This window comes from Kribbella hippodromi, assembly GCF_039531045.1.
Classification (GTDB): domain Bacteria; phylum Actinomycetota; class Actinomycetes; order Propionibacteriales; family Kribbellaceae; genus Kribbella; species Kribbella hippodromi.
The window spans coordinates 23,255-42,319 of the sequence record NZ_BAAAPH010000025.1 but is presented as its reverse complement, the minus strand read 5'-3'; the positions used below and the strand labels follow the sequence as shown (position 1 = coordinate 42,319).

Genomic DNA, 19,065 nt, shown 5'->3' with positions numbered 1-19,065 from the left:
TCGGGGGTGGAGGAACCCAGGTGTGGCACGGCCACCCAGGTTTCCGCCCTGCCGGCAACCCGGGCGGCCGGGCGCTCGTGGTCCTGATTTTGATCTGCGACCCTGACCTTCATGAGCGATGAACGGATCGCCCTGGGCACCGCCCGGGGCCGGTGGGTGCTGGCGGCGACCGCGCTGGGCTCGGGGATGGCGTTCCTGGACGGCACGGTCGTGAATGTCGCACTGCCGGCGATGGGCTCCGATCTGAACGCGGACATGGCCGGCCTGCAGTGGATCGTGAACGGCTACATGCTGATGCTCGCCTCGCTGGTGCTGCTCAGCGGCTCGCTCGGCGACCGGCTCGGCCGGCGGCGTACGTTCGTGGCCGGGGTGATCTGGTTCGCGGCCGCCTCGGTGGTGTGCGCGATCGCGCCGAACCTGGAGGTGATGATCGCCGGCCGGGTCCTGCAGGGCATCGGCGGCGCGCTGCTGACGCCGGGCAGCTTAGCCATCCTGCAGACGACGTTCCAGCACTCTGATCGCGGCAAAGCGGTCGGCACTTGGTCCGGCCTCACTTCGGTCGCGGCGGCCGTCGGCCCGTTCGTCGGTGGCACCTTGGTCGACATCGGGTACTGGCAGCTGATCTTCTTGATCAACGTACCGCTGGCGCTGGCGACTGTTCTCGTGACGCTTCGGCACGTGCCCGAGACCCGCGACGAATCCGCCGCCGGCAAGCTCGACCTCACCGGCGCGGTCCTTGCCACCGTCGGGCTGGCCGGACTGACGTACGGACTGATCAGCGCCGGCGACCACGGCTTCGGCGACGCACCCGTACTGATCAGCCTGGCCGTCGGTGTGGTCGCGTTCGTCGCGTTCATCGAGGTCGAGCGGCGCAGTTCGCACCCGATGCTGCCACCGAGCATCTTCGCCAACACCCGCTTCACCGGCGCCAACCTGGTCACGGTCGTCGTCTACGGCGCGCTCGGTACGGCAACGTTCCTCGTCGTCGTGTACCTGCAAACCGTGCTGCACTACTCGGCTCTGTGGGCAGGTGCGTCGCTGCTGCCGATGACCATCCTGATGTTCACCCTCTCCGGGTACGCGGGTGGTCTTGCGGATCGCATCGGCGCCCGGATCCCGATGACCGTCGGGCCCTTGCTGATGGCCGGCGGCTTCCTGCTGATGCTGCGGATCAACAGCGGATCGAGCTACTACAGCACAGTGCTGCCCGCCGTCGTACTGCTCGGGCTCGGCCTGGTGTCAACGGTCGCGCCGCTGACCGCGACCGTACTGTCGTCGGTCGACGACCATCACGCGGGCATCGCCTCCGGCGTGAACAATGCGGTCGCCCGGTCGGCACAGCTGATGGCGGTCGCCGCGATCCCGATGGCGGCCGGGATCACCGGTGACACGTACCGCAACGCCCTTGCCTTCCACCAAGGGTTCGGTCGCGCGCTGTGGATCGCTGCCGTACTCGCGGCGGCCGGCGGCGTGATCGCGTGGGTGACCCTCGGCGAGCGCGGGGTGCCGCGGCGGCAGCTCGTACGCCACCACCGGCACTGTGCGCTGGAGGCGCCACCGCTGGCGGATCATCAGACCGCCAGGTGATTTGTCGACATTGACCCCCGGCTGGTTAAGATACGCTCGTGTTAAAACAAGTGACGCGAGCGTGGGGCAAGGCGGCGTACGGTGCCGCGGCGATGGGGATCGCGCTGGGGTGCGCCGGCGTGGTGTCGGAGCTGGTCGGCAACCGGTACGTCCCGGCGGCGGTGTGCACGCTGGTTGCGATCCTGCTGATCCGCCCGTTCCGCCGGTCGCGGGAGCTCGGCCTGACGTCGCCCTCCGAGGCCGGCTTGCGCGGCTCTGGGCTCCGGGTCGGCTTGCGCGGCTCTGGGCTTGGGAGCGGCTTGCGTGGTTTTGGGTTTGGGGTGTTGGTGACCGGTGGTTGCGCGGCCGCGGTGCTTGGCGCGGGGACGCTCGCGGGCTGGATCTCCTGGGGACGCTTCCACCCCGGTGACGTGCTCGTCTTCCTGATCACCAACGCCGTCGTCGCCATCCTGCTGGAAGCGTTCCCGGAGGAGATCGCGCTCCGCGGTCACACCTGGACCGCCCTACGATCACAGCACCGCGGCGTGATCGCGGCGCTCGGTACGACCTTCCTTTTCTTACTCGTACCAGGCTTCTCGACTGTCGTACAGCTCACGCTCAGCCGCATCATCGGCGTCGACAGTCCAGGCCTGCACCTCGCACCACCCGGCCAGGACCCGGTCTCCTACTTCATCCTGCTGATCGTCTTCGGCTTCACCCTGATCGCCGCCCGGCAAGCCACCGGATCACTGTGGACAAGCATCGGCACCCACCTGACGTTCCTCACCGTCAACCGCGTGACCATCGACGGCGCCAAGCGCAACACCGGCTGGTCCGCCGACCTCGTCAGCCCGGACGTCCTGCTGCTGATCCCGCTCTATTTGTTGCTCGCAGCAATCATCTACCGGCGCATGTACGCCGCGCGCACGTCCGGAGCGAGCCGTTCGATCGCGTAGCGCAGCATCGTCCGCGGCATCCGCGTCGCGTACTCGTCGAGAAACTTGAGCAGCTCGGGCTCCGACACCCGCTTGCCGGCCTCCCGCAGCATCCAGCCGGACGCCTTGTGGATCAGGTCCTCCCGATCGTCGAGGACCAGCGCGGACAGCTTGTACGTGTCGGTGGTCTGCCCTTGGCCGATCAGGAACTGCGTCGCCACCAGCGCGATCCGGCGTTCCCAGAGCGAGCTGGAGCGGACCAGCGTGTACAACTCGTCGCGCGACTTGTCGAGTAGATAGCCGCCGACGATCTGCGGTGCGCTGCAGTCCACCAGATCCCAGTTGTTGATGTACGCCGTACTGCGCAGGTACAGGTCGTGGATCGCGGTCAGCTCCTCCGGGTTCGCCGTTCGCGGCTTGAGGCTGCGGGTGGCGCGGTCGGCGAGCAGGCAGAGAATGGCGAGCCGATGCTCGTGCACCGGGCTGGTCAGAGCCTTCTCCAGCTCGGCCAGTGGAAGATCGGCGCGCAAGTACGGCTTGAGGAGGCCGCGGATCGTCGACAGTTTCACGCCGATCATCCGGTCACCATGCCCGTACCCGCCCGGCTGCAGCTGGAAGTAGCGCGCCAGCACCTCGGCCACCGCGGGATCCCCCGCCGCGTCGACCTCGGCCAGCAGCTCGTCGGTACTCACACCAGCATCCCTCCACTCGCCCGCAGGTTCTGTCCGGTCATCCACCGGCCATCCGGTCCGGCCAGGAACGCCACCACGTCGGCCACCTCAGCCGGCGTACCCATCCTGCCGAGCGCGGTGATGCCGCCCAGCAGCTGCTGGGCCTCCGGCGGATTGTGCCCAACCGCGCGACCCTCCGGTGACGAGTGCCGCCTTGCCGTCCAGAACGCCCATGGGAGCTTGTCTATCACCTCGGAGGTCACGCTCCGGTGGCCAACGCCGGAACACCCGTTGTGACGGCTGCTCGTTCGGGCATACGGTGAGACCAGGGCAGTTCCACTCCGCCAGGACTTCGCGTTCGTGGCGCTACCCGGGGGAGACAACACGCGTGACAGGCAACCCAGAGCCGCGGGACGGCGACATGATCAGAACCACCTTCGACGCTGTGACCGAGGAACTGGAACCGGGCGTACTGCTGGTCCGGTTGTCCGGTGAGATCGACATCGCCAGCACCGACTTCGCGGCCGAGGCGATCCGCGCCGCGGTGGCACCACCGGCCCGGCTGGTCCTGATCGACGTGTCCGCCGTGACCTTCTGCAGCTCGGCCGGCCTCGGCAATCTGGTCGAGGCCCGCAACCTGGCCGGCGAACACAACATCACCCTCGCCCTGGTTGGCGTCGGCCGCCCGGTGGACCGCCCGCTGACTGTCACCGGTCTCGGCAACCAGTTCCGCATCTACGCGAGCGCCGAACAGGCCCTGTCCGAGCTGTGAGCACCCAAGGGCCTGGGATCGATTCCAGGTCTGCCTTAGGGTGCTGCTGTGATCATCCACGCCATCGAGGACACCTGTGTGGTGTACCTACTCGTCGACCCGTCGACGCGGTCGGCAGTGGCGATCGACGCCGGGAGCGGACGCTGGCTGGAGCAGCTGGCGTCGTACGGCGTGGACGCGGTGACCGACGTACTGGTCACCCATCACCACCGTGACCAGGTCGAAGGACTGCCGTTGCTGGCGGCCACCGGTACGCGGATCTGGGTGCCGGAGCACGAGGCCGAGCTGATCGCGGACGTCGACCATCACTGGCAGCGACGAAACCTGGCCAACAACTACGATCTGCACACAGACCGGTTCTCCCTACTGGAGTCTGTGCCGGTGGCCGGCGTGATGAGGGACTACAGCACTGCACAGATCGGTCCGCTGTCCGTCCAGACTGTTCCGACCCCAGGGCATACGCCGGGCAGTGTCACGTACCTGATCGACGGCTACGCGTTCACCGGTGACCTCATCCACAGTCCCGGCAAGGTGTGGTCGGCAGCCGCGCTGCAGTGGTCGTACGTCGGGTTGGAAGGCGCTGCGATGACTATGGCTTCTCTGACTCAACTGCTTGACCACTCTCCCCGCGCGCTGCTTCCTAGTCATGGCTCCCGGATGGATGACCCTGCTAGTGCGGTCAGGGAGACCTGTACTGCTCTGGACGATCTCCTCCGGGTGCGGCTCGGTGCGTCGACCGGACTGCTCGACAAGCTCGCCGATCCGTTCGTTTCCTTGAGTCCACATCTGCTGATGAACCGGAGCAGCGAGTCGCGCAGCTACGCACTGCTGAGTGATTCCGGTACGGCGCTGCTGATCGACTACGGCTACGACCTGACAACCAACATCCCCACCGGCGGGCCACGGCACCTCGTACGCCCGTGGCTGCCCAGTGTGCGTGCACTGCAGCGTGACTACGGCATCGAACGGGTGGAGGTCGCGATCCCGACGCACTACCACGACGACCACGTTGCCGCGTTCAACCTGATGCGCGAGGTGCACGGTACGGAGGTGTGGGCGTCCAGTCCGGTAGCGCATGTACTGGAGAACCCGAAGCACTACGACCTGCCCTGCCTCTGGTACGAGCCCATCCCCTGCGCTCAGCACATCCCCAATGGCGGTGCGATCCGCTGGCGGGAGTACGAGCTGTCCATGTACGCGCTGCCTGGTCACACGCTCTACGCCTCGGCCATCGGCTTCGAGGTGGACGGTCGGCGCGTACTGGCGACTGGTGACCAACAGACCGGTTCGTGGTCCGCGGATGGAGCTGCGGAGATCCCGAACTTCCAGTACGCGAACGGGTTCGCGGCGGAGGACTACGTTGCATCCGCGGCGCTCTACCAGCAGTTGCAGCCGGAGTTGATGATCTCCGGTCACTGGGATCCGCGTTCGGTCACACCGGCGTACCTGGACGAGCTCACCCGGTTGGGCGATGAGGTGGCTCGTACGCATCGTGCACTGCTCCCGCCGACGGACCCAGTCTTCACGGGCGGCGTACGGATCTCGCCGTACCAGGTGGATGCGGTGAACGGGCAGCCGTTCACTGTACGGGTGAGTGTGCCTGCCGAGCTGGTAGTACCCGCGGGCTGGGAGTGCCAGCGGGTGGACGCTAGCGAGTTCGTGGTGATCCCCCGTGTCACCGCACCGGTACGGCGGGCGCGGATTGCCGCTGGGATCACCCGGGACGGGATCTACCTCGGCCAGCTCGCCGAGGCTCTTGTCGACGTACGCCTTTCCTGAGAGGACACCTGTGAACTGCTCCGTGGACGTGAATGCCGGCAAGGCGTACGCGACGGTCAGCCGGGACGGCCAGACCTTGTTCAGCCTGCGGCTGTTCGCGTCGCTCGACACCGTGAGCGGCTTCGACGAGAGCTCCTCGTTGGAGGTCGAGTCGCCGGAGGACGGCGTGTACACGGTGACGGCACGCAGTTCGGTCTGGGCGAGCCGGGTGACGACGACCCGGTTCCTGGCGGACCGGATCGAAGTACAGACCACGGTCACCGGGCAGGGGCGGCTGACGAACGTGCATCTACTGGGAGGTCGCCGGACACCGCTTGGGTTCCTGCCGAGTGGGTCTGGGCTGCGGCAGGTGTACTCGCCGAACCCGGATCACCCCACGCGAGTCCTGCGAGAGGCTGGTGAGGCTGCCACGATCAGCGTGTGCGGTGAAGGTGGTGAGCCCGGCATCGAGCGCTGGCTCTTCACTCCGGCGCCGTGGTGCTTCGCCGCTGCTACCTGGTCGGACTCTTGGGTCGGCTTCAGCCTGGTGGCTCCGATCGCCTCGCAGAACTTCACCAGCTATCACTATCTGCCGGTGACAGGTGGGTTCAGTCTGCAGGTGGACTACGAAGGGCAGACCGCTGTCGACGGTACCTTCACGACGCCGCTGCTCGTCGTACACCTTGGCGCTGACTCTCCGGAGCAGGTGCTGGTGCAGCATCGTGCACTGCTTGATTCTGCCGGTGTGGTGCCGGCGCGGACGGCCGAGCGACCGGACTGGTGGTCGGGCACGATCTTCTGCGGCTGGGGCGCGCAGTGTGCGCTGGGCGTCCGGGCCGATCAGCCACCGCAACCGCTAGCCACGCAGGCGAACTACGACGCCTTCTTGTCGACTCTGGCCGGTCAGGGCATCGTGCCGGACACAGTGGTGATCGACGACAAGTGGCAGGAGTCGTACGCAACCTGCCGTCCCCACCCGGAACGGTGGTCCGACCTGGCGGGCTGGATCGCCAAGCGGCACGCTGCTGGGCAGCGGGTCCTGCTGTGGTGGAAGGCCTGGGACTACGAGGGTGCTCCGGTCGACGCGTGCATCACCGATGCCGAGGGCAATCCCGTAGGGCTGGATCCGGAGTCATCCGCCTGCATCGACCTGATCACCGATGCGGTGCGCTACATGTTGTCGGTCGACGGTCTGGACGCGGACGGCTTCAAGATCGACTTCACCGCGCGTACGCCGTCCGGATCGTCGCTGCGGCACAGTGGGAGCCGGTGGGGTACGGCGCTCTTGCACGAGCAGCTGCGACTTGTCTATGACACTGCCAAGCAGGTCAAACGGGATGCACTGGTCGTCACGCACACGCCCAACCCGGCGTTCCTCGACGTCACGGACATGATCCGGCTGAACGACGTACTGCACGACCAGTCAGCAGCAGAGGGCTATGTCGCTCGCCACATGAGCTACCGGGCCGGAGTGGTGCGGTCGGTGCTGCCGGAGCTCGGCATCGACACCGACGGCTGGATGATGCCCAACCACGCCGAGTGGCGCGGTTACCTGCAGGTTCAGGACTCGCTGGGCGTACCTGCGCTGTACTACGTCGACGGCACCGATACGGACCGCTACGACTTCGGTAGCGCGGACTTCGACGCGGTCAAGGACACATGGGGTCGGTACAGGTCCCAGCGGAGCACTTAGACTGCACTGCATGAGTCCCCGGGGGCAGGCGGCACGTGCGGCGGCACAACCGGTACAACAGCCGGTGCGGCGTCCCACTGTGCAGGACGTGGCGCGGGAGGCCGGTGTCTCGCCTTCGACGGTGTCACGGGCGCTGCACACCCGCGGGTACGCGTCACCTGCGGTCCGGGCGCGGGTACAGGCGGCGGCCGAGCGGATCGGGTACGTGACCGACCACAACGCCCGGAACCTCCGTAGCCGTACGTCCACCTCGATCGGCGTGCTCATCTCGGACCTGCGCAACCCGTTCTACGCCGACCTCGCGGCGGGTATCGAGGAGGAGCTGCGCGCGGCGGAGTACCAGATGGTGCTGGTCAACGACAACGGCGATCCGGCCGAGGAGATGCAGGCCGCCGAAACACTGCTGGCGATGCGAGTGCCGGGCGTGATCGTCACTCCGGTGACGGCGAAGTGCCCACAGGTGCTGCAGGACAACGGCGTACACGTCGTCTGCGCGGACCGCGAGTTCGGCCGCGCCACCAGCGACCTGGTGCTCAGCGACAACAAGGCCGGTGCGCGGGAGCTCACCGAGCACCTGATCGCCTTGGGGCACACGCGGATCGGGATGCTGATCGACGAGACCAAGTGGTCGACCGGCGCCGGGCGGCTGGCCGGTTTCCGGGCCGCGCATGTGGACAACGCGCTCGAGATCGACGAGGACCTGATCGCGTACACCAGTTTCGACGCGGACGCGGCGCGGCAGACCACCCGCCGGTTGCTGAACGACCACGAGGTCACGGCGATCATCTCCGCGAACAACGTGCTCGCCCAGGGCGCGCTGGCCGAGCTGAAGGACCGCCGGCTGAAGATCCCACGGCAGATCAGTCTGGCCGCGTACGACGACGTGCCGTGGATGTCTCTGGTCCAGCCGGCGCTGACGACCGTCGATCAGAGCACGGTCGAGATGGGGCGGAGCTGCGCGCGGTTGCTGCTGGCCCGGATTCGCGGCGAGCTGCCGCCGCGGCGCCGGCTGGTCAAGGTCCCGGCCCGGCTGATCGTCCGCGGCTCGACCGGTCCCGCTCCGCGCTGACTCGTCCCGCGCCGGTCCGCTGGGGCCGGTCCGCCAGCGCTGGTCCGCTGGGGTTGGTTCGGGTCGAGCCGGTTCCGTCCGGTTGTCCACAAGGACACGCCCGACGTCTTGACGAGGGGTGAATCACACCCGTACGGTTCCTGCCATCCCGGAAATGTGGCATCGATGCCACATTTTGGCGCTCGTCCCCTGTCGATGTGAGGAGCAACCCATGAAGCACCTGCGCGTTCCCGTGGTGCTCGCGGCCGGTGCGCTGGCCCTGACCGCCTGCGCCGGCGTCGGCAAGAAGGACGCCGGCAGCACTCCGGCCAGTGCCGGGTCCACCCCGTCCGGAGCCCTGAACGTGATGGGTTTCAGCGGCGAGGACGAGGTCGCCCAATCCCGGATCACCGCGTTCAAGACCGCTTTCCCCGGCGTCACGGTGAAGAACAACAAGGGCGACTTCGACGCCCAGCAGTTCCTCACCGCGATCTCCAGCGGCAATCCACCCGATGTCGTCTACATGGACCGCAAGCTGGTCGGCACGTATGCGGCCAAGGGCGCGATCCAGCCGCTGGACGACTGCATCAAGAACAGTGGAATCGATACCACACAGTATCGCGACGCGGCGATGAACGAGGTCAAGCTGAAGGACAAGACCTACGGCATCCCGGAGTTCTACGGCGTCTCGACCAACCTGATCAGCGTCCCCGCGCTGAAGTCCGCCGGGGTTCAGGTCAGCGACATCCAGACCGCCGACTGGGACAAGCTCGAGCAGACGGTGAAGAAGCTCTACAAGGCGAGCAACGGCCGACCGGCCCGGATCGGTTTCGATCCGAAGATGCCCGAGTTCTTCCCGCTCTGGGCGATGGCCAACGGCGCCGAGCTGGTCAAGCCGGGCGGCGGGCCGAACCTGAACGACCCGAAGGCGGTCGAGGCCCTGCAGTACACGATCAAGCTGATCAACGACCAGGGCGGCTGGTCCAACTTCAAGACCTTCCGGGACACGTTCGACCTGTTCGGCGCGAAGAACCAGTTCACCAAGGACCAGCTGGCCGCGTTCCCGATCGAGAACTGGTACCTGAACGTTCTGCTGGATGCCCGGGCGAACGGGTTGCAGCTGCAGTCGACCCCGTTCACCGACCGGGAGGGCAAGCCGATCAGCATGCTCGGCGGCTCGGCCTGGGTGCTGCCGAAGGGCTCGAAGAACCCGGAAGCCGCGTGTGCGTGGGCGAAGACGATGACCTCGACCGAGACCTGGCACAAGGCCGCCGAGGCCCGGATGCAGACGGTCGCCAAGAACAAGAGCTTCTTCACCGGCCTGTTCACCGGCAACAAGTTGGCCGACGAGGAGATCAAAGCGCAGTACCTGAAGCCGACTGGTGACGCCGGGTTCGACGCCGCGATCAAGAACTACTACGACGTCCTGGACACGGCCAAGCCGCTGAACCCGTCACCGGCCGGCGCCGAGATCGACGCTGCCTGGCAGAGCGCGGTCGCCAAGGCCCTGGCCGGGTCCGCCACGCCGAAGGCGGCGCTCGACCAGGCGCAATCCGACGCCAAAGCGGCGTACGACAAGGTCAGCCAGGGCTGACGATGACCTCCACCAGTGCGTCGGGTTCGGCGCCGGCCACCGCACAGCAGCAGCGGGTGGACCCGGCGCCGGGCCGGTCGGCGGGCGGCACGTCCGGCGCGAAGCGCGGCCGTCCGAAGCGGAGCCCGCTGGCCCGGCGCGAGGGCCGCGCCGGGTGGCTGTTCATCTCGCCCTGGGTGATCGGATTCCTGATCTTCACCGCGGGCCCGATGATCGCCAGCCTGGTGCTGTCGTTCACCGACTACCAGATGATCCAGGCGCCACACTCGGTCGGGGTGGACAACTACCGTGAGCTGTTCGACGACCCGCGAGTGATGAAGTCCCTGAGCAACACCTTCGTGTACGCGGCGATGTTCGTCCCACTCGGCACGATCTTCGCGCTCGTGCTGGCGATGATGCTGCAACGGGTCGGCAAGGCCGGCGGGTTCTTCCGGACCGCGTTCTACCTGCCGGAGATGACGCCGGCGGTCGCGGCGGCGGCGATGTTCCTCCTGCTGCTCAACGGTCAGCAGGGTCTGCTCAACAAAGTGCTCGGCTGGTTCGGCATCAACGGGCCGAACTGGACAGCCGATCCGAACTGGCTGAAGCCGTCGCTCGCGATCGTCAGCCTGTGGACGGTCGGCGGCACCGTGATCATCTACCTCGCGGCGCTGAACGGCGTGCCCAAACAGCTATACGAAGCGGCCGAGCTGGACGGCGCCGGCCCGGTGACAAGGTTCTTCCGGATCACCGTGCCGATGATCTCCGGAGCGCTGTTCTTCACCGTGATCACGCACACGATCGCGGCCATGCAGATGTTCGACCAGGCCTACACGATGTTCTACGGCCCACAGCAGAAGGCGACCGCGTCCGACGAATCGCTGGTGTACATGGTGTATCTGTTCCAGAACGCGTTCCAGTTCTTCAAGATGGGCTTCGCGTCGGCAATGGCCTGGCTGCTGTTCGTGATCATCATGCTGATCACGTTCATCCAGGTCCGGGTCGGCAACCGCTACGTGTACTACCACGGGGAGCGCTGATGACCGTTCCCTGGCGGCGGCTGCCGTTCTTCGCCTTCCTCACGCTGGCCACATTCGCCTTCGTGTACCCACTGGTGTGGCTGGTGTCCGCATCGTTCAAACCCCGGTCGCAGGTGTTCGACAACCGGCTGATCCCGGAGATCTTCCAGCCGTCGAACTACGTACAGGTCTGGGACGCGGCGCCGGTGCTGCGCTGGCTGACGAACTCACTGACCGTCGGGTTCATGGCCGCCGCGACCGTGACCCTGTCCAGCGCGGTGGTCGCCTTCGGGTTCGCATACTTCCGGTTCCGCGGGCGGAACATCCTGTTCGGCGTGCTGCTCTCGACGATGATGCTGCCGGGCGCGGTGACGATGATCCCGGTCTACCTGATCTGGAACAAGCTGGGCATGATCGACACCCAGATCCCGCTCTGGGCGCAGAACCTGTTCGGTTCCGCGTTCTACGTCTTCCTGCTCCGCCAGTTCTTCCTCGGCATCCCGCGCGAGTTGTTCGAAGCGGCCCGGGTCGACGGCTGCAGCTACGTCGGCATGTTCCGCCGGATCGCACTGCCACTGTGCAAACCCGCGCTGGTGATCGTGTTCGTCTTCGAGTTCAAGGCGAGCTGGTCGGATCTGCTGAAACCACTGATCTACCTGCAAACCCCTGAGTACTTCACGATGCCGCGCGGCCTGAAACAGATCATCGACGCGTTCGCGCTCTCCGGCCACTACGAGTGGGAGATCGCGGTCGCCGCCAGCGTGATCGCCGTGGTGCCGATGATCATCCTGTTCGCCTTCGGCCAGCGGTACATCCTCGACGGCGTGGCCACGACCGCGCAGAAAGGCTGAGCGTGTTCCAGGACCAGCCTGTCCTCGCCCTCGACGTCGGCGGGACCAAGCTCGCCGCCGGCGTCGTCAGTCCGGACGGCACCGTGCTGTCGTTCTGCCAGATCGAGACCACGGTGAGCGAAGGACCGACCGCGGTCGTCAAGCGCCTGCTCGAGCTCGGCGAACAAGCCACCGCCGAAGCCCGCCTGGCCGAACCGTTGGCGGCGGTCGGCGTTGGATGTGGTGGCCCGCTCGACCCAGGGACCGGTGTGATTCTCGGACCACCAGGGCTGCCCGGCTGGGATTCGGTCCCGCTCGGGCGGCTGGTCGCCGAACGATTCGGCCTCCCGGCGTACGTGGAGAACGATGCGACCGCGGCCGCGCTCGGCGAGTACCGCTGGGGTGGGTGGAACGTCGACAACCTCGTCTATCTGACCGTGTCCACCGGTTTCGGCGGCGGGATAGTTGCTTCTGGCAAGTTGTTCCACGGTGCCGCTAACCAGGGCGGCGAGCTGGGCCACGTGGTAGTCGACTGGCAGGGCCGTCCGTGCGGCTGCGGCGCCCGCGGCTGCGCGGAAGCGTACGTCTCCGGCACCTCGATAGCGCGCCGGGCCACCGAGGCCGCGGCCGGTACCGACTCGCCCCTTGCGCGGCTGGGCGTGACCGCGAAGGACGTTGCCGAGTACGCGCGAGCCGGTGACCCGGTCGCGTCTGCCGTCTGGGACGAGACGACCGCGATGCTCGGCCGGATGGTCGCCGTGCTCATCAATGTCTGTGAACCGCAACTCGTCGTCCTCGGCGGCGGCGTCACCCGGGCCGGCGCACAGCTCCTCGACCCGGTCCGCGAAGCAGCTTTGCGGCAAGCGATGCCACCGGCGGCGCGGGCGTGCGACGTCGTGCTCAGCAAGCATGGCGCCGCGGTCGGCGTGCTCGGTGCGGCGGCCATCGCGTACGAGCGGTTGGAGGAATCGTGATCACGCACCTGGACGGCCTCCTTGACGAACAGCTCGACCGGCACTCGGAAGTTGCGACCGCGATGCGTGCGCAACTCCCCCAGATCCAGGCCGTCGCCGACGAGCTGATCCGTCGGCTCGCTGCGGGCGGCGTGCTGTACACCTTCGGCAACGGCGGATCGGCGGCCGACGCCCAACACCTCGCCGGTGAGCTGATCGGTCGCTACCTGCGCGAGCGCAGGCCGCTGCCCGCGGTCGCGCTGATCGGGGACGCGGCCGTCGTCAGCTGCATCGCGAACGACTACGGGTATGACGACGTGTTCGCGCGGCAGGTGACCGCACTGGTCAGACCGCAGGACCTCGTGGTCGGATTCAGCACCTCGGGCACCTCGCCGACGGTGGTGAAAGGTCTCGCGGCGGCTCGGGCGAACGGCGCCTGTTCGGTCGCGTTCACCTCACAGCGCGGCAAGGACCTCGCCGCGCAAGCCGACCTGGCAGTTGTCGTGCCGGCCGACGAGACCGCCCGGATTCAGGAGATGCACGTCCTCGCCCTGCACCTGGTCAGTGAGCTGGTCGACCACTGGGCCCTAGACACCCAGGAGAACGGATGACGAAGCGCGGTCCGCTGCACATGATCGGCAACGCGCACATCGACGCGGTCTGGCTGTGGCAATGGCAGGAGGGGTACCAGGAAGTGCGCGCCACGTTCCGGTCGGCGCTGGACCGGATGGAGGAGTATCCGGACTACGTCTTCACCGCCGACTCGGTCGCATACCTGAGCTGGATCGCCGAGCACGATCCTGGCCTGTTCGAGCGGATTCGCAAGCGCGTTGCCGAAGGGCGCTTCGAGATCGTCGGCGGCTGGTGGGTCGAGCCGGACTGCAATCTTCCGGGCGGTGAGGCCTTCGTCCGGCACGCGCTCTACTCGCAGCGCTGGCTGGCCGAGCAGCTCGGCGTGATCGCGACCGTCGGCTGCAACGTCGACCCGTTCGGCCACAACGCGATGCTTCCGCAGCTGCTCAGCAAAGCACGATTGGACTCGTACGCCTTCCTCCGTCCGCAGGCGCACGAGCGGGAGCTGCCGGGCCAGAAGTTCTGGTGGGAGTCCGCGGACGGTTCGCGCGTGCTCGCGTACCGGATTCCGCACGAGTACTGCTCACCCGGCGGCGAGATCTCCGGTCATGTCGCGAAGGCCCTGCAGCAGTTGCCGGCGACCACCGAGCCTTTGATGGTGTTTTACGGCGTCGGTAACCACGGCGGCGGTCCGACGATCGAGAACATCGAGTCGATCAAGCAGCTGGCCGGCCGCGATCTGTACCCGGAGATGTTCCCGTCGACGATGCGCCGCTTCTTCGACGAAGCGCGGACCTTCGACGGATTGCCGGTGCATCCGACCGAGCTGCAGCCGCACGCGATCGGCTGTTATGCGGCGCATTCCGGCATCAAGCGGCAGAATCGCCTCGCCGAGCAGAGCCTGCTCGCCGCCGAGAAGTGGTCGACGATCGCCGCCTCGGTCAGCGGCATGCCGTCCGCGACCGCCGAGCTCGGCCACGCCTGGAAGCAGGTGTTGTTCAACCAGTTCCACGACATCGCCGCCGGGACCGCGATCGAGCCGGCGTACGAGGACGCACGCGATCAGCTCGGTGAGGCGAAAGCGATCGCGGCCCGGCTGGCGAACCATTCGATCCAGTCGATCGCACGGCAGATCGACATCCCGGCGGAGTCGTCGATGGTCCCGGTCGTGGTGTTCAACCCGCATGCCTGGCCGACGACCGCGACGGTCGAGCTCGAGTTCGGCTATCCGGCGCCGTTGCGGGATGCGATCGAGCTCCGCGAGGGTCTCGACGGCCGGGTGATCAACGTGCAGGAGGTCCGTTCGGCCGCGACGGCGAACGGCCGGCGCCGGATCGCGTTCAAGGCCTCGCTGCCCCCGCTCGGATACCAGTTGTTCACGATGCGGCCGGGCGACACATCCTCGTATCACCTGGGTGAGCCGTCGCGGGACAGTTTCGTACTGGACAACGGCGTCGTACGCGCCGAAGTCGACCCGAAGACCGGCTGGCTGAAGTGCCTGGGCACTGCGGACGGGCGAAACCTGCTTGCGTCCGGGGTCGCCCACGCACAGGTCATCGACGATGACACCGACACCTGGAGCCACGGCGTGCGGTCGTTGTGGAAGACCGCCGACGCCTTCCGGGTCAAGCGGGTCCGGCGCCTCGCGGACGGGCCGGTGCGTCAGCTGATCCGGGTCGAGTCCGCGTACGGCGAATCGCGGCTGATCGAGGAGTTCGTGCTCGACGCCGAGTCGGATGCGGTGGAAGTACGCGTGACGGTGGACTGGCGAGAGCAATTGAAGGCGCTCAAGTTGTGCGTCCCGATCGCGGTGCCGGATTCGGTCGCGACGCACGAGATCCCGTACGGGCACCTGGTCCGCGAACAGAACCGTGAAGAGGTGCCATCGCACGCGTGGGTGGACATATCCGGTCCGTCGGGCGGAGTCGCATTGCTGAACGACGGCAAGTACTCGTTCGCCGTCGACGGCACGACGGACGGGTTGTCGGTGCTGGCGATGACAGCGGTTCGTTCACCCGCGTACGCGTGGCATGACCCGCGACAGCTCGATGACGATGGCGTGTACGAGTACTTGGACCAGGGCATTCAGCGCTTTACGTACCGCTTGCAACCGCATGACGCAGACTGGCGTACGAGCCACGTGGTACGGCGCGCGGCTGAGCTCAATCAGCCGGTTACTCCGCTCATCGAGTGCTTCCACGCCGGGCCGCTCGCGCCCTCGCAGTCGTATCTGGCTGTCGCCGGCGATGTCGTTGTCTCGGTGCTCAAACAGGCGGAGGACAACGACGGCGCCGTGATCCTGCGGGCCCACGAGATCGCGGGGCGCTCCGCCGACGTGACCATCGACGTACCGTTCCTCGATCGATCTTTCCAGGCCGGCTTCCGGCCGCAGGAGATCAAGACCTTCCGGCTCGCTGCCGACACGGACGCCACGGAGGTCGACCTGATCGAGTGGAACGCGGACCAACCACCCGTGATCGCGAGCGAATGACATGCGCCCGCCAGATCGAGCTCGCGACCTGGATCTTCGAGCACCGACTGTCTCATTCGAGGCCACCGACGGAAGTCCGCTGGACCCTGCCTCCTGGCAGATCGAGCTCGCGACCGACCAGTCACGCCCTGAGCTCCAGGTCCAGTACCTCGGCACTGCCCCGATCGACGCGCGCCTCCGGCTGGAAGTACTCTTGCCGGCCGCCGTTGGTGAACCGCATTGGCTGATCCCCGGTCTCTTTTACGGGGCCAACCGAGACCCCGGCTGCGTCCGCATCTACCCGCGGTACGCGCCGGGTCCGCCCGACAGCGCGAGCCTGACCTCCGACCATTGGGCGTTCCGCGCCGACCGCGCCGCAACGCCTGTCGTGTTCGGGTGGACCTCGAGCGGCGGCGTGGCATTGGAGGTCGACGCAACGACCTCACTCGGCTTGAGCGGTCTCGGCTTCGGCGCCGGTCGCGTGTGGGTCTCGTTGCCTTATCGCGAAGAACCGTTCAGTTATGTCGGCCGGCCGCACGGTGTGGAGCCGCTCGCCGAAGTACATCGCTGGCAACCGGGCGAGCGGCACGACGTACGCCTCGGGTTATGGCAGTTGGCCGCCGATCATTCCTACGATCACGTGCTCCGGGAGATCCGCGCACGGACCGCACCACCACCTGTCGAGCCATGGGTCGACTTGGAAGAAGCTGCCGAGCTCACGGCGTACGGGCTGTGGAAATGGCACTACCGGGCCGATCCTCCGGTGCTGATCGAGACAGCGCTCTTCGATCGGGAGCTGGTCGGTGATCTCGGGCAGCACGGCGATCGGCTCGCGATGCACGTCGCGTGGGTGAGCGGCATCCCGTACGCGTACGCGCTGCTGAGACACGGACGGCGGGTCGCGAACCAGGAGTACGTCGACGCCGGTACGGCGGTCATCGATCACATTACGGCGAACCTCGCCCCGATCGGTACATTCTGGGGCGTCTGGTACGCGGAGCATGGCTGGCGTCAGTCCTGGTCACCGGTGGACGGCGGGCTGCACGCGCGGACGCTTGCCGAAGCGACCCTTTTCACAGTCCGGGCGCTGGCCGCCGAGCCGGATCACCCAGCCTGGCGGAACGCGGTCGTCAGCAACCTCGAGTTCGTGCTTTCCGTACAAGATGCCGAGGGCAACTTCGGCAGCCTCTACCACCAGGATTCCGGCAAGGTCTTGTCCTGGTCGGGCGCGGCCGGTCTCACGTGGGTCGCCACGCTCGCCGAGGCGTACCAGCTGCTCGGCGACGATCGCTACCTCACCGCAGCCCGCCGCGGCGCGACGTACTACGCCGGCTTCGTCAACGACGGCACACTGTGCGGCGCGCCCGAGGACGTGGATCTTGCTCCTACTTCTGAAGACGGTTACGCCGCCGTCATCTCGTACATCGCCTTGCATCGCGTCGATCCGGATCCTCGCTGGCTGGCGCTCGCTCGTACGGCAGCTGATTGGATGCTCACTTTCCGATATACGTACGACATTCAGTTCGAGCCGCACACGCTGCTGGCCAAGTACGACTTCCGTACGCTGGGCGGTGACACGGCCAGCCCGTCCAATCAGCATCTCCACAATTACGGGCTGATCTGCACCACCGAGCTCACCGAGCTGGCGAAGCTCACCGGGGATGACACGTACGCCACGGCGGCGGTGCGGCATCTGCGCTTCGGCCGCCAGTTCGTCGCCCGGCACGACGGCGACTTCAACGCACGCCGCGGCATGGTCACCGAACGCTACTTCCACACCGAGTGTTTCGGCCCGCCCGGCAGCATCCTGACCCTCTCGCACTCCTGGTGCGTCGGCATGCTCCTGCTCGCCGCCGAGGACGCGCTCCAACTGCCGACCGTCGACTGGTGATTCGGGCCTACGGATACCATCGTTGTGCCGGCCTCGACACCGAGAGCTGTCGCTTGCACGACCCTCAACCGGAGATGCGATAGCGTCCGGGGTCTCCGACAAAGGAAAGTCATGGGTGAGCTGAGCAAGATCGTGGTCGTGGTGCCGACCTACAACGAGCGGGAGAACCTTCCCGTCCTGGCCGGACTGCTGGCCGACCTGAACCTGCCCGGGCTGGAGCTTCTCGTTGTCGACGACAACTCCCCCGACGGCACCGGTGACGTCGCCGACGAGCTGGCGAAGGAGTCGCCGGAGAAGGTCGGCGTCCTGCACCGAACCGTCAAGGACGGGCTGGGCCGCGCGTACATCGCCGGGATCACCCGCGCGCTGGACGAGGGTGCCGACATCGTGATCCAGATGGACGCGGACCTGTCGCACCCCGCCTCCGTCGTCCCGATCATGGTCGAGACACTGCGGACCACCGACGCCGGTGTAGTGATCGGCTCCCGGTACGTCCCGGGTGGCTCCGCCGCGGCCGAGTGGGGCTGGCACCGCCGGGCCCTGTCCGCCTGGGCGAACTTCTACGTGAACGCGATCCTGCGTCTGCACGTGAAGGACGCCACCGCCGGCTTCAAGGCCTGGAAGGCCGACACACTGCGCTGGATCGACGTCGCCTCCATCGAGAGCAACGGATACTCGTTCCAGGTCGAAATGAACTACCGGACGGTCAAGCGCGGCCTGAAGATCGCCGAGGTCCCAATCCGCTTCGAGGAACGCACCGAAGGCGTCTCCAAAATGAGCCTCAAGGTCCAACTAGAGTCGGCCCTAATGCCCTGGAAACTCCTCTTCAACCGCAAGTAACCACCCCCTGAACCCGCCGTACGCCCCCACCCGTACGGCGGCTTCAACCTGCCCCACCCACCCCGCCCCACCCAATCTGCCCCCACCCAGCACACTCCGAACCAGCACCCTCCGACCCAGCGCACTCCCACGCGGCGTTCTTCCCTGCACTCCCCCACCGGGCCTGCACCAGCCCCACCCAGTGTTCGCTGCCCCACCCAGCCCGCCCCTCGCGGCCTGTTCCAGCACCGCCCTACCCGGTGCGCGCGCCCAGCCTGCTCCCGCGCAGCGAACTCCTGCGCCGCGTTCTCGTGCACCGCCCCACCCAGCCCGCTCCCGCACCGCCCACTCGGTCCCACACCGCCCCGCCCGGCGCACCCCACCCGGCCTGCTCCCGCACTGCCCATCCGGCATCTACTGCCCGCACTGCCCCACTCGCCCCGCTCCCGCACCGCCCACTCGACATGCCCACCCTGTCTTCTCCCGCACGGCGT

16 protein-coding genes are annotated in these 19,065 nt (G+C 67.2%); 14 read left to right on the top strand and 2 right to left on the bottom strand.

Annotated features, from left to right (window positions below):
* Positions 1–111 precede the first annotated feature (111 nt).
* Together ABD260_RS31020 and ABD260_RS31015 are read left to right on the top strand one after the other, a co-directional pair.
* Positions 112–1,587 carry a DHA2 family efflux MFS transporter permease subunit gene (locus ABD260_RS31020; protein WP_344239269.1) on the top strand — a complete coding sequence of 492 codons (1,476 nt, stop codon included), beginning with the start codon at positions 112–114 and terminating at the stop codon, positions 1,585–1,587.
* Between the two features lie 38 nt (positions 1,588–1,625).
* A complete protein-coding gene (locus tag ABD260_RS31015; protein WP_344239267.1) occupies positions 1,626–2,522 on the top strand; it encodes a CPBP family glutamic-type intramembrane protease in 897 nt (298 codons plus the stop codon).
* Here the strand turns inward: ABD260_RS31015 and ABD260_RS31010 are convergent.
* Positions 2,468–3,193 (bottom strand): DNA alkylation repair protein, encoded by a 726-nt coding sequence (locus tag ABD260_RS31010; RefSeq protein ID WP_344239265.1) that lies wholly within the window; start codon positions 3,191–3,193, stop codon positions 2,468–2,470. The genes ABD260_RS31015 and ABD260_RS31010 overlap by 55 nt on opposite strands.
* The gene (locus tag ABD260_RS31005) at positions 3,190–3,435 is read right to left on the bottom strand and encodes an SDR family oxidoreductase (protein WP_344239263.1); all 246 of its coding nucleotides are present in this window, start codon (positions 3,433–3,435) and stop codon (positions 3,190–3,192) included. The genes ABD260_RS31010 and ABD260_RS31005 overlap by 4 nt, the downstream gene beginning before the upstream one ends.
* 158 nt (positions 3,436–3,593) lie before the next feature.
* Between ABD260_RS31005 and ABD260_RS31000 the strand changes: the two genes are divergently transcribed.
* The 12 genes from ABD260_RS31000 (at position 3,594) to ABD260_RS30945 (ending at position 18,592) form a co-directional block, all read left to right on the top strand.
* Positions 3,594–3,944: an STAS domain-containing protein gene (locus ABD260_RS31000; RefSeq protein WP_202887506.1), complete on the top strand. Its 351-nt coding sequence runs from the start codon at positions 3,594–3,596 to the stop codon at positions 3,942–3,944.
* Between the two features lie 48 nt (positions 3,945–3,992).
* Positions 3,993–5,723, top strand: coding sequence for an MBL fold metallo-hydrolase (locus ABD260_RS30995; protein ID WP_344239259.1), 1,731 nt, complete (start codon positions 3,993–3,995; stop codon positions 5,721–5,723).
* Between the two features lie 10 nt (positions 5,724–5,733).
* A complete protein-coding gene (locus ABD260_RS30990; protein ID WP_344239257.1) occupies positions 5,734–7,395 on the top strand; it encodes an alpha-amylase family protein in 1,662 nt (553 codons plus the stop codon).
* Positions 7,396–7,405: 10 nt separating this feature from the next.
* Positions 7,406–8,464 carry a LacI family DNA-binding transcriptional regulator gene (locus ABD260_RS30985; RefSeq protein ID WP_344239255.1) on the top strand — a complete coding sequence of 353 codons (1,059 nt, stop codon included), beginning with the start codon at positions 7,406–7,408 and terminating at the stop codon, positions 8,462–8,464.
* 211 nt (positions 8,465–8,675) lie between these two features.
* Positions 8,676–10,037 carry an extracellular solute-binding protein gene (locus ABD260_RS30980; protein ID WP_344239253.1) on the top strand — a complete coding sequence of 454 codons (1,362 nt, stop codon included), beginning with the start codon at positions 8,676–8,678 and terminating at the stop codon, positions 10,035–10,037.
* 2 nt (positions 10,038–10,039) lie between these two features.
* A complete protein-coding gene (locus ABD260_RS30975; RefSeq protein ID WP_344239251.1) occupies positions 10,040–11,056 on the top strand; it encodes a carbohydrate ABC transporter permease in 1,017 nt (338 codons plus the stop codon).
* Entirely contained in the window at positions 11,056–11,886 is an 831-nt protein-coding gene (locus ABD260_RS30970) for a carbohydrate ABC transporter permease (protein ID WP_344239249.1), read from the top strand. Before ABD260_RS30975 ends, ABD260_RS30970 begins: the two co-directional genes overlap by 1 nt.
* A 2-nt stretch (positions 11,887–11,888) precedes the next feature.
* Positions 11,889–12,839 carry an ROK family protein gene (locus ABD260_RS30965; RefSeq protein WP_344239247.1) on the top strand — a complete coding sequence of 317 codons (951 nt, stop codon included), beginning with the start codon at positions 11,889–11,891 and terminating at the stop codon, positions 12,837–12,839.
* Positions 12,836–13,429, top strand: a complete 594-nt coding sequence (locus ABD260_RS30960) for a D-sedoheptulose-7-phosphate isomerase (RefSeq protein ID WP_344239245.1) — start codon at positions 12,836–12,838, stop codon at positions 13,427–13,429. The genes ABD260_RS30965 and ABD260_RS30960 overlap by 4 nt, the downstream gene beginning before the upstream one ends.
* Entirely contained in the window at positions 13,426–15,882 is a 2,457-nt protein-coding gene (locus ABD260_RS30955; protein ID WP_344239243.1) for an alpha-mannosidase, read from the top strand. The genes ABD260_RS30960 and ABD260_RS30955 overlap by 4 nt, the downstream gene beginning before the upstream one ends.
* A 1-nt stretch (position 15,883) precedes the next feature.
* Positions 15,884–17,752: a hypothetical protein gene (locus ABD260_RS30950; RefSeq protein WP_344239241.1), complete on the top strand. Its 1,869-nt coding sequence runs from the start codon at positions 15,884–15,886 to the stop codon at positions 17,750–17,752.
* A gap of 111 nt (positions 17,753–17,863) precedes the next feature.
* Entirely contained in the window at positions 17,864–18,592 is a 729-nt protein-coding gene (locus ABD260_RS30945) for a polyprenol monophosphomannose synthase (protein WP_344239239.1), read from the top strand.
* Positions 18,593–19,065: the final 473 nt, after the last annotated feature.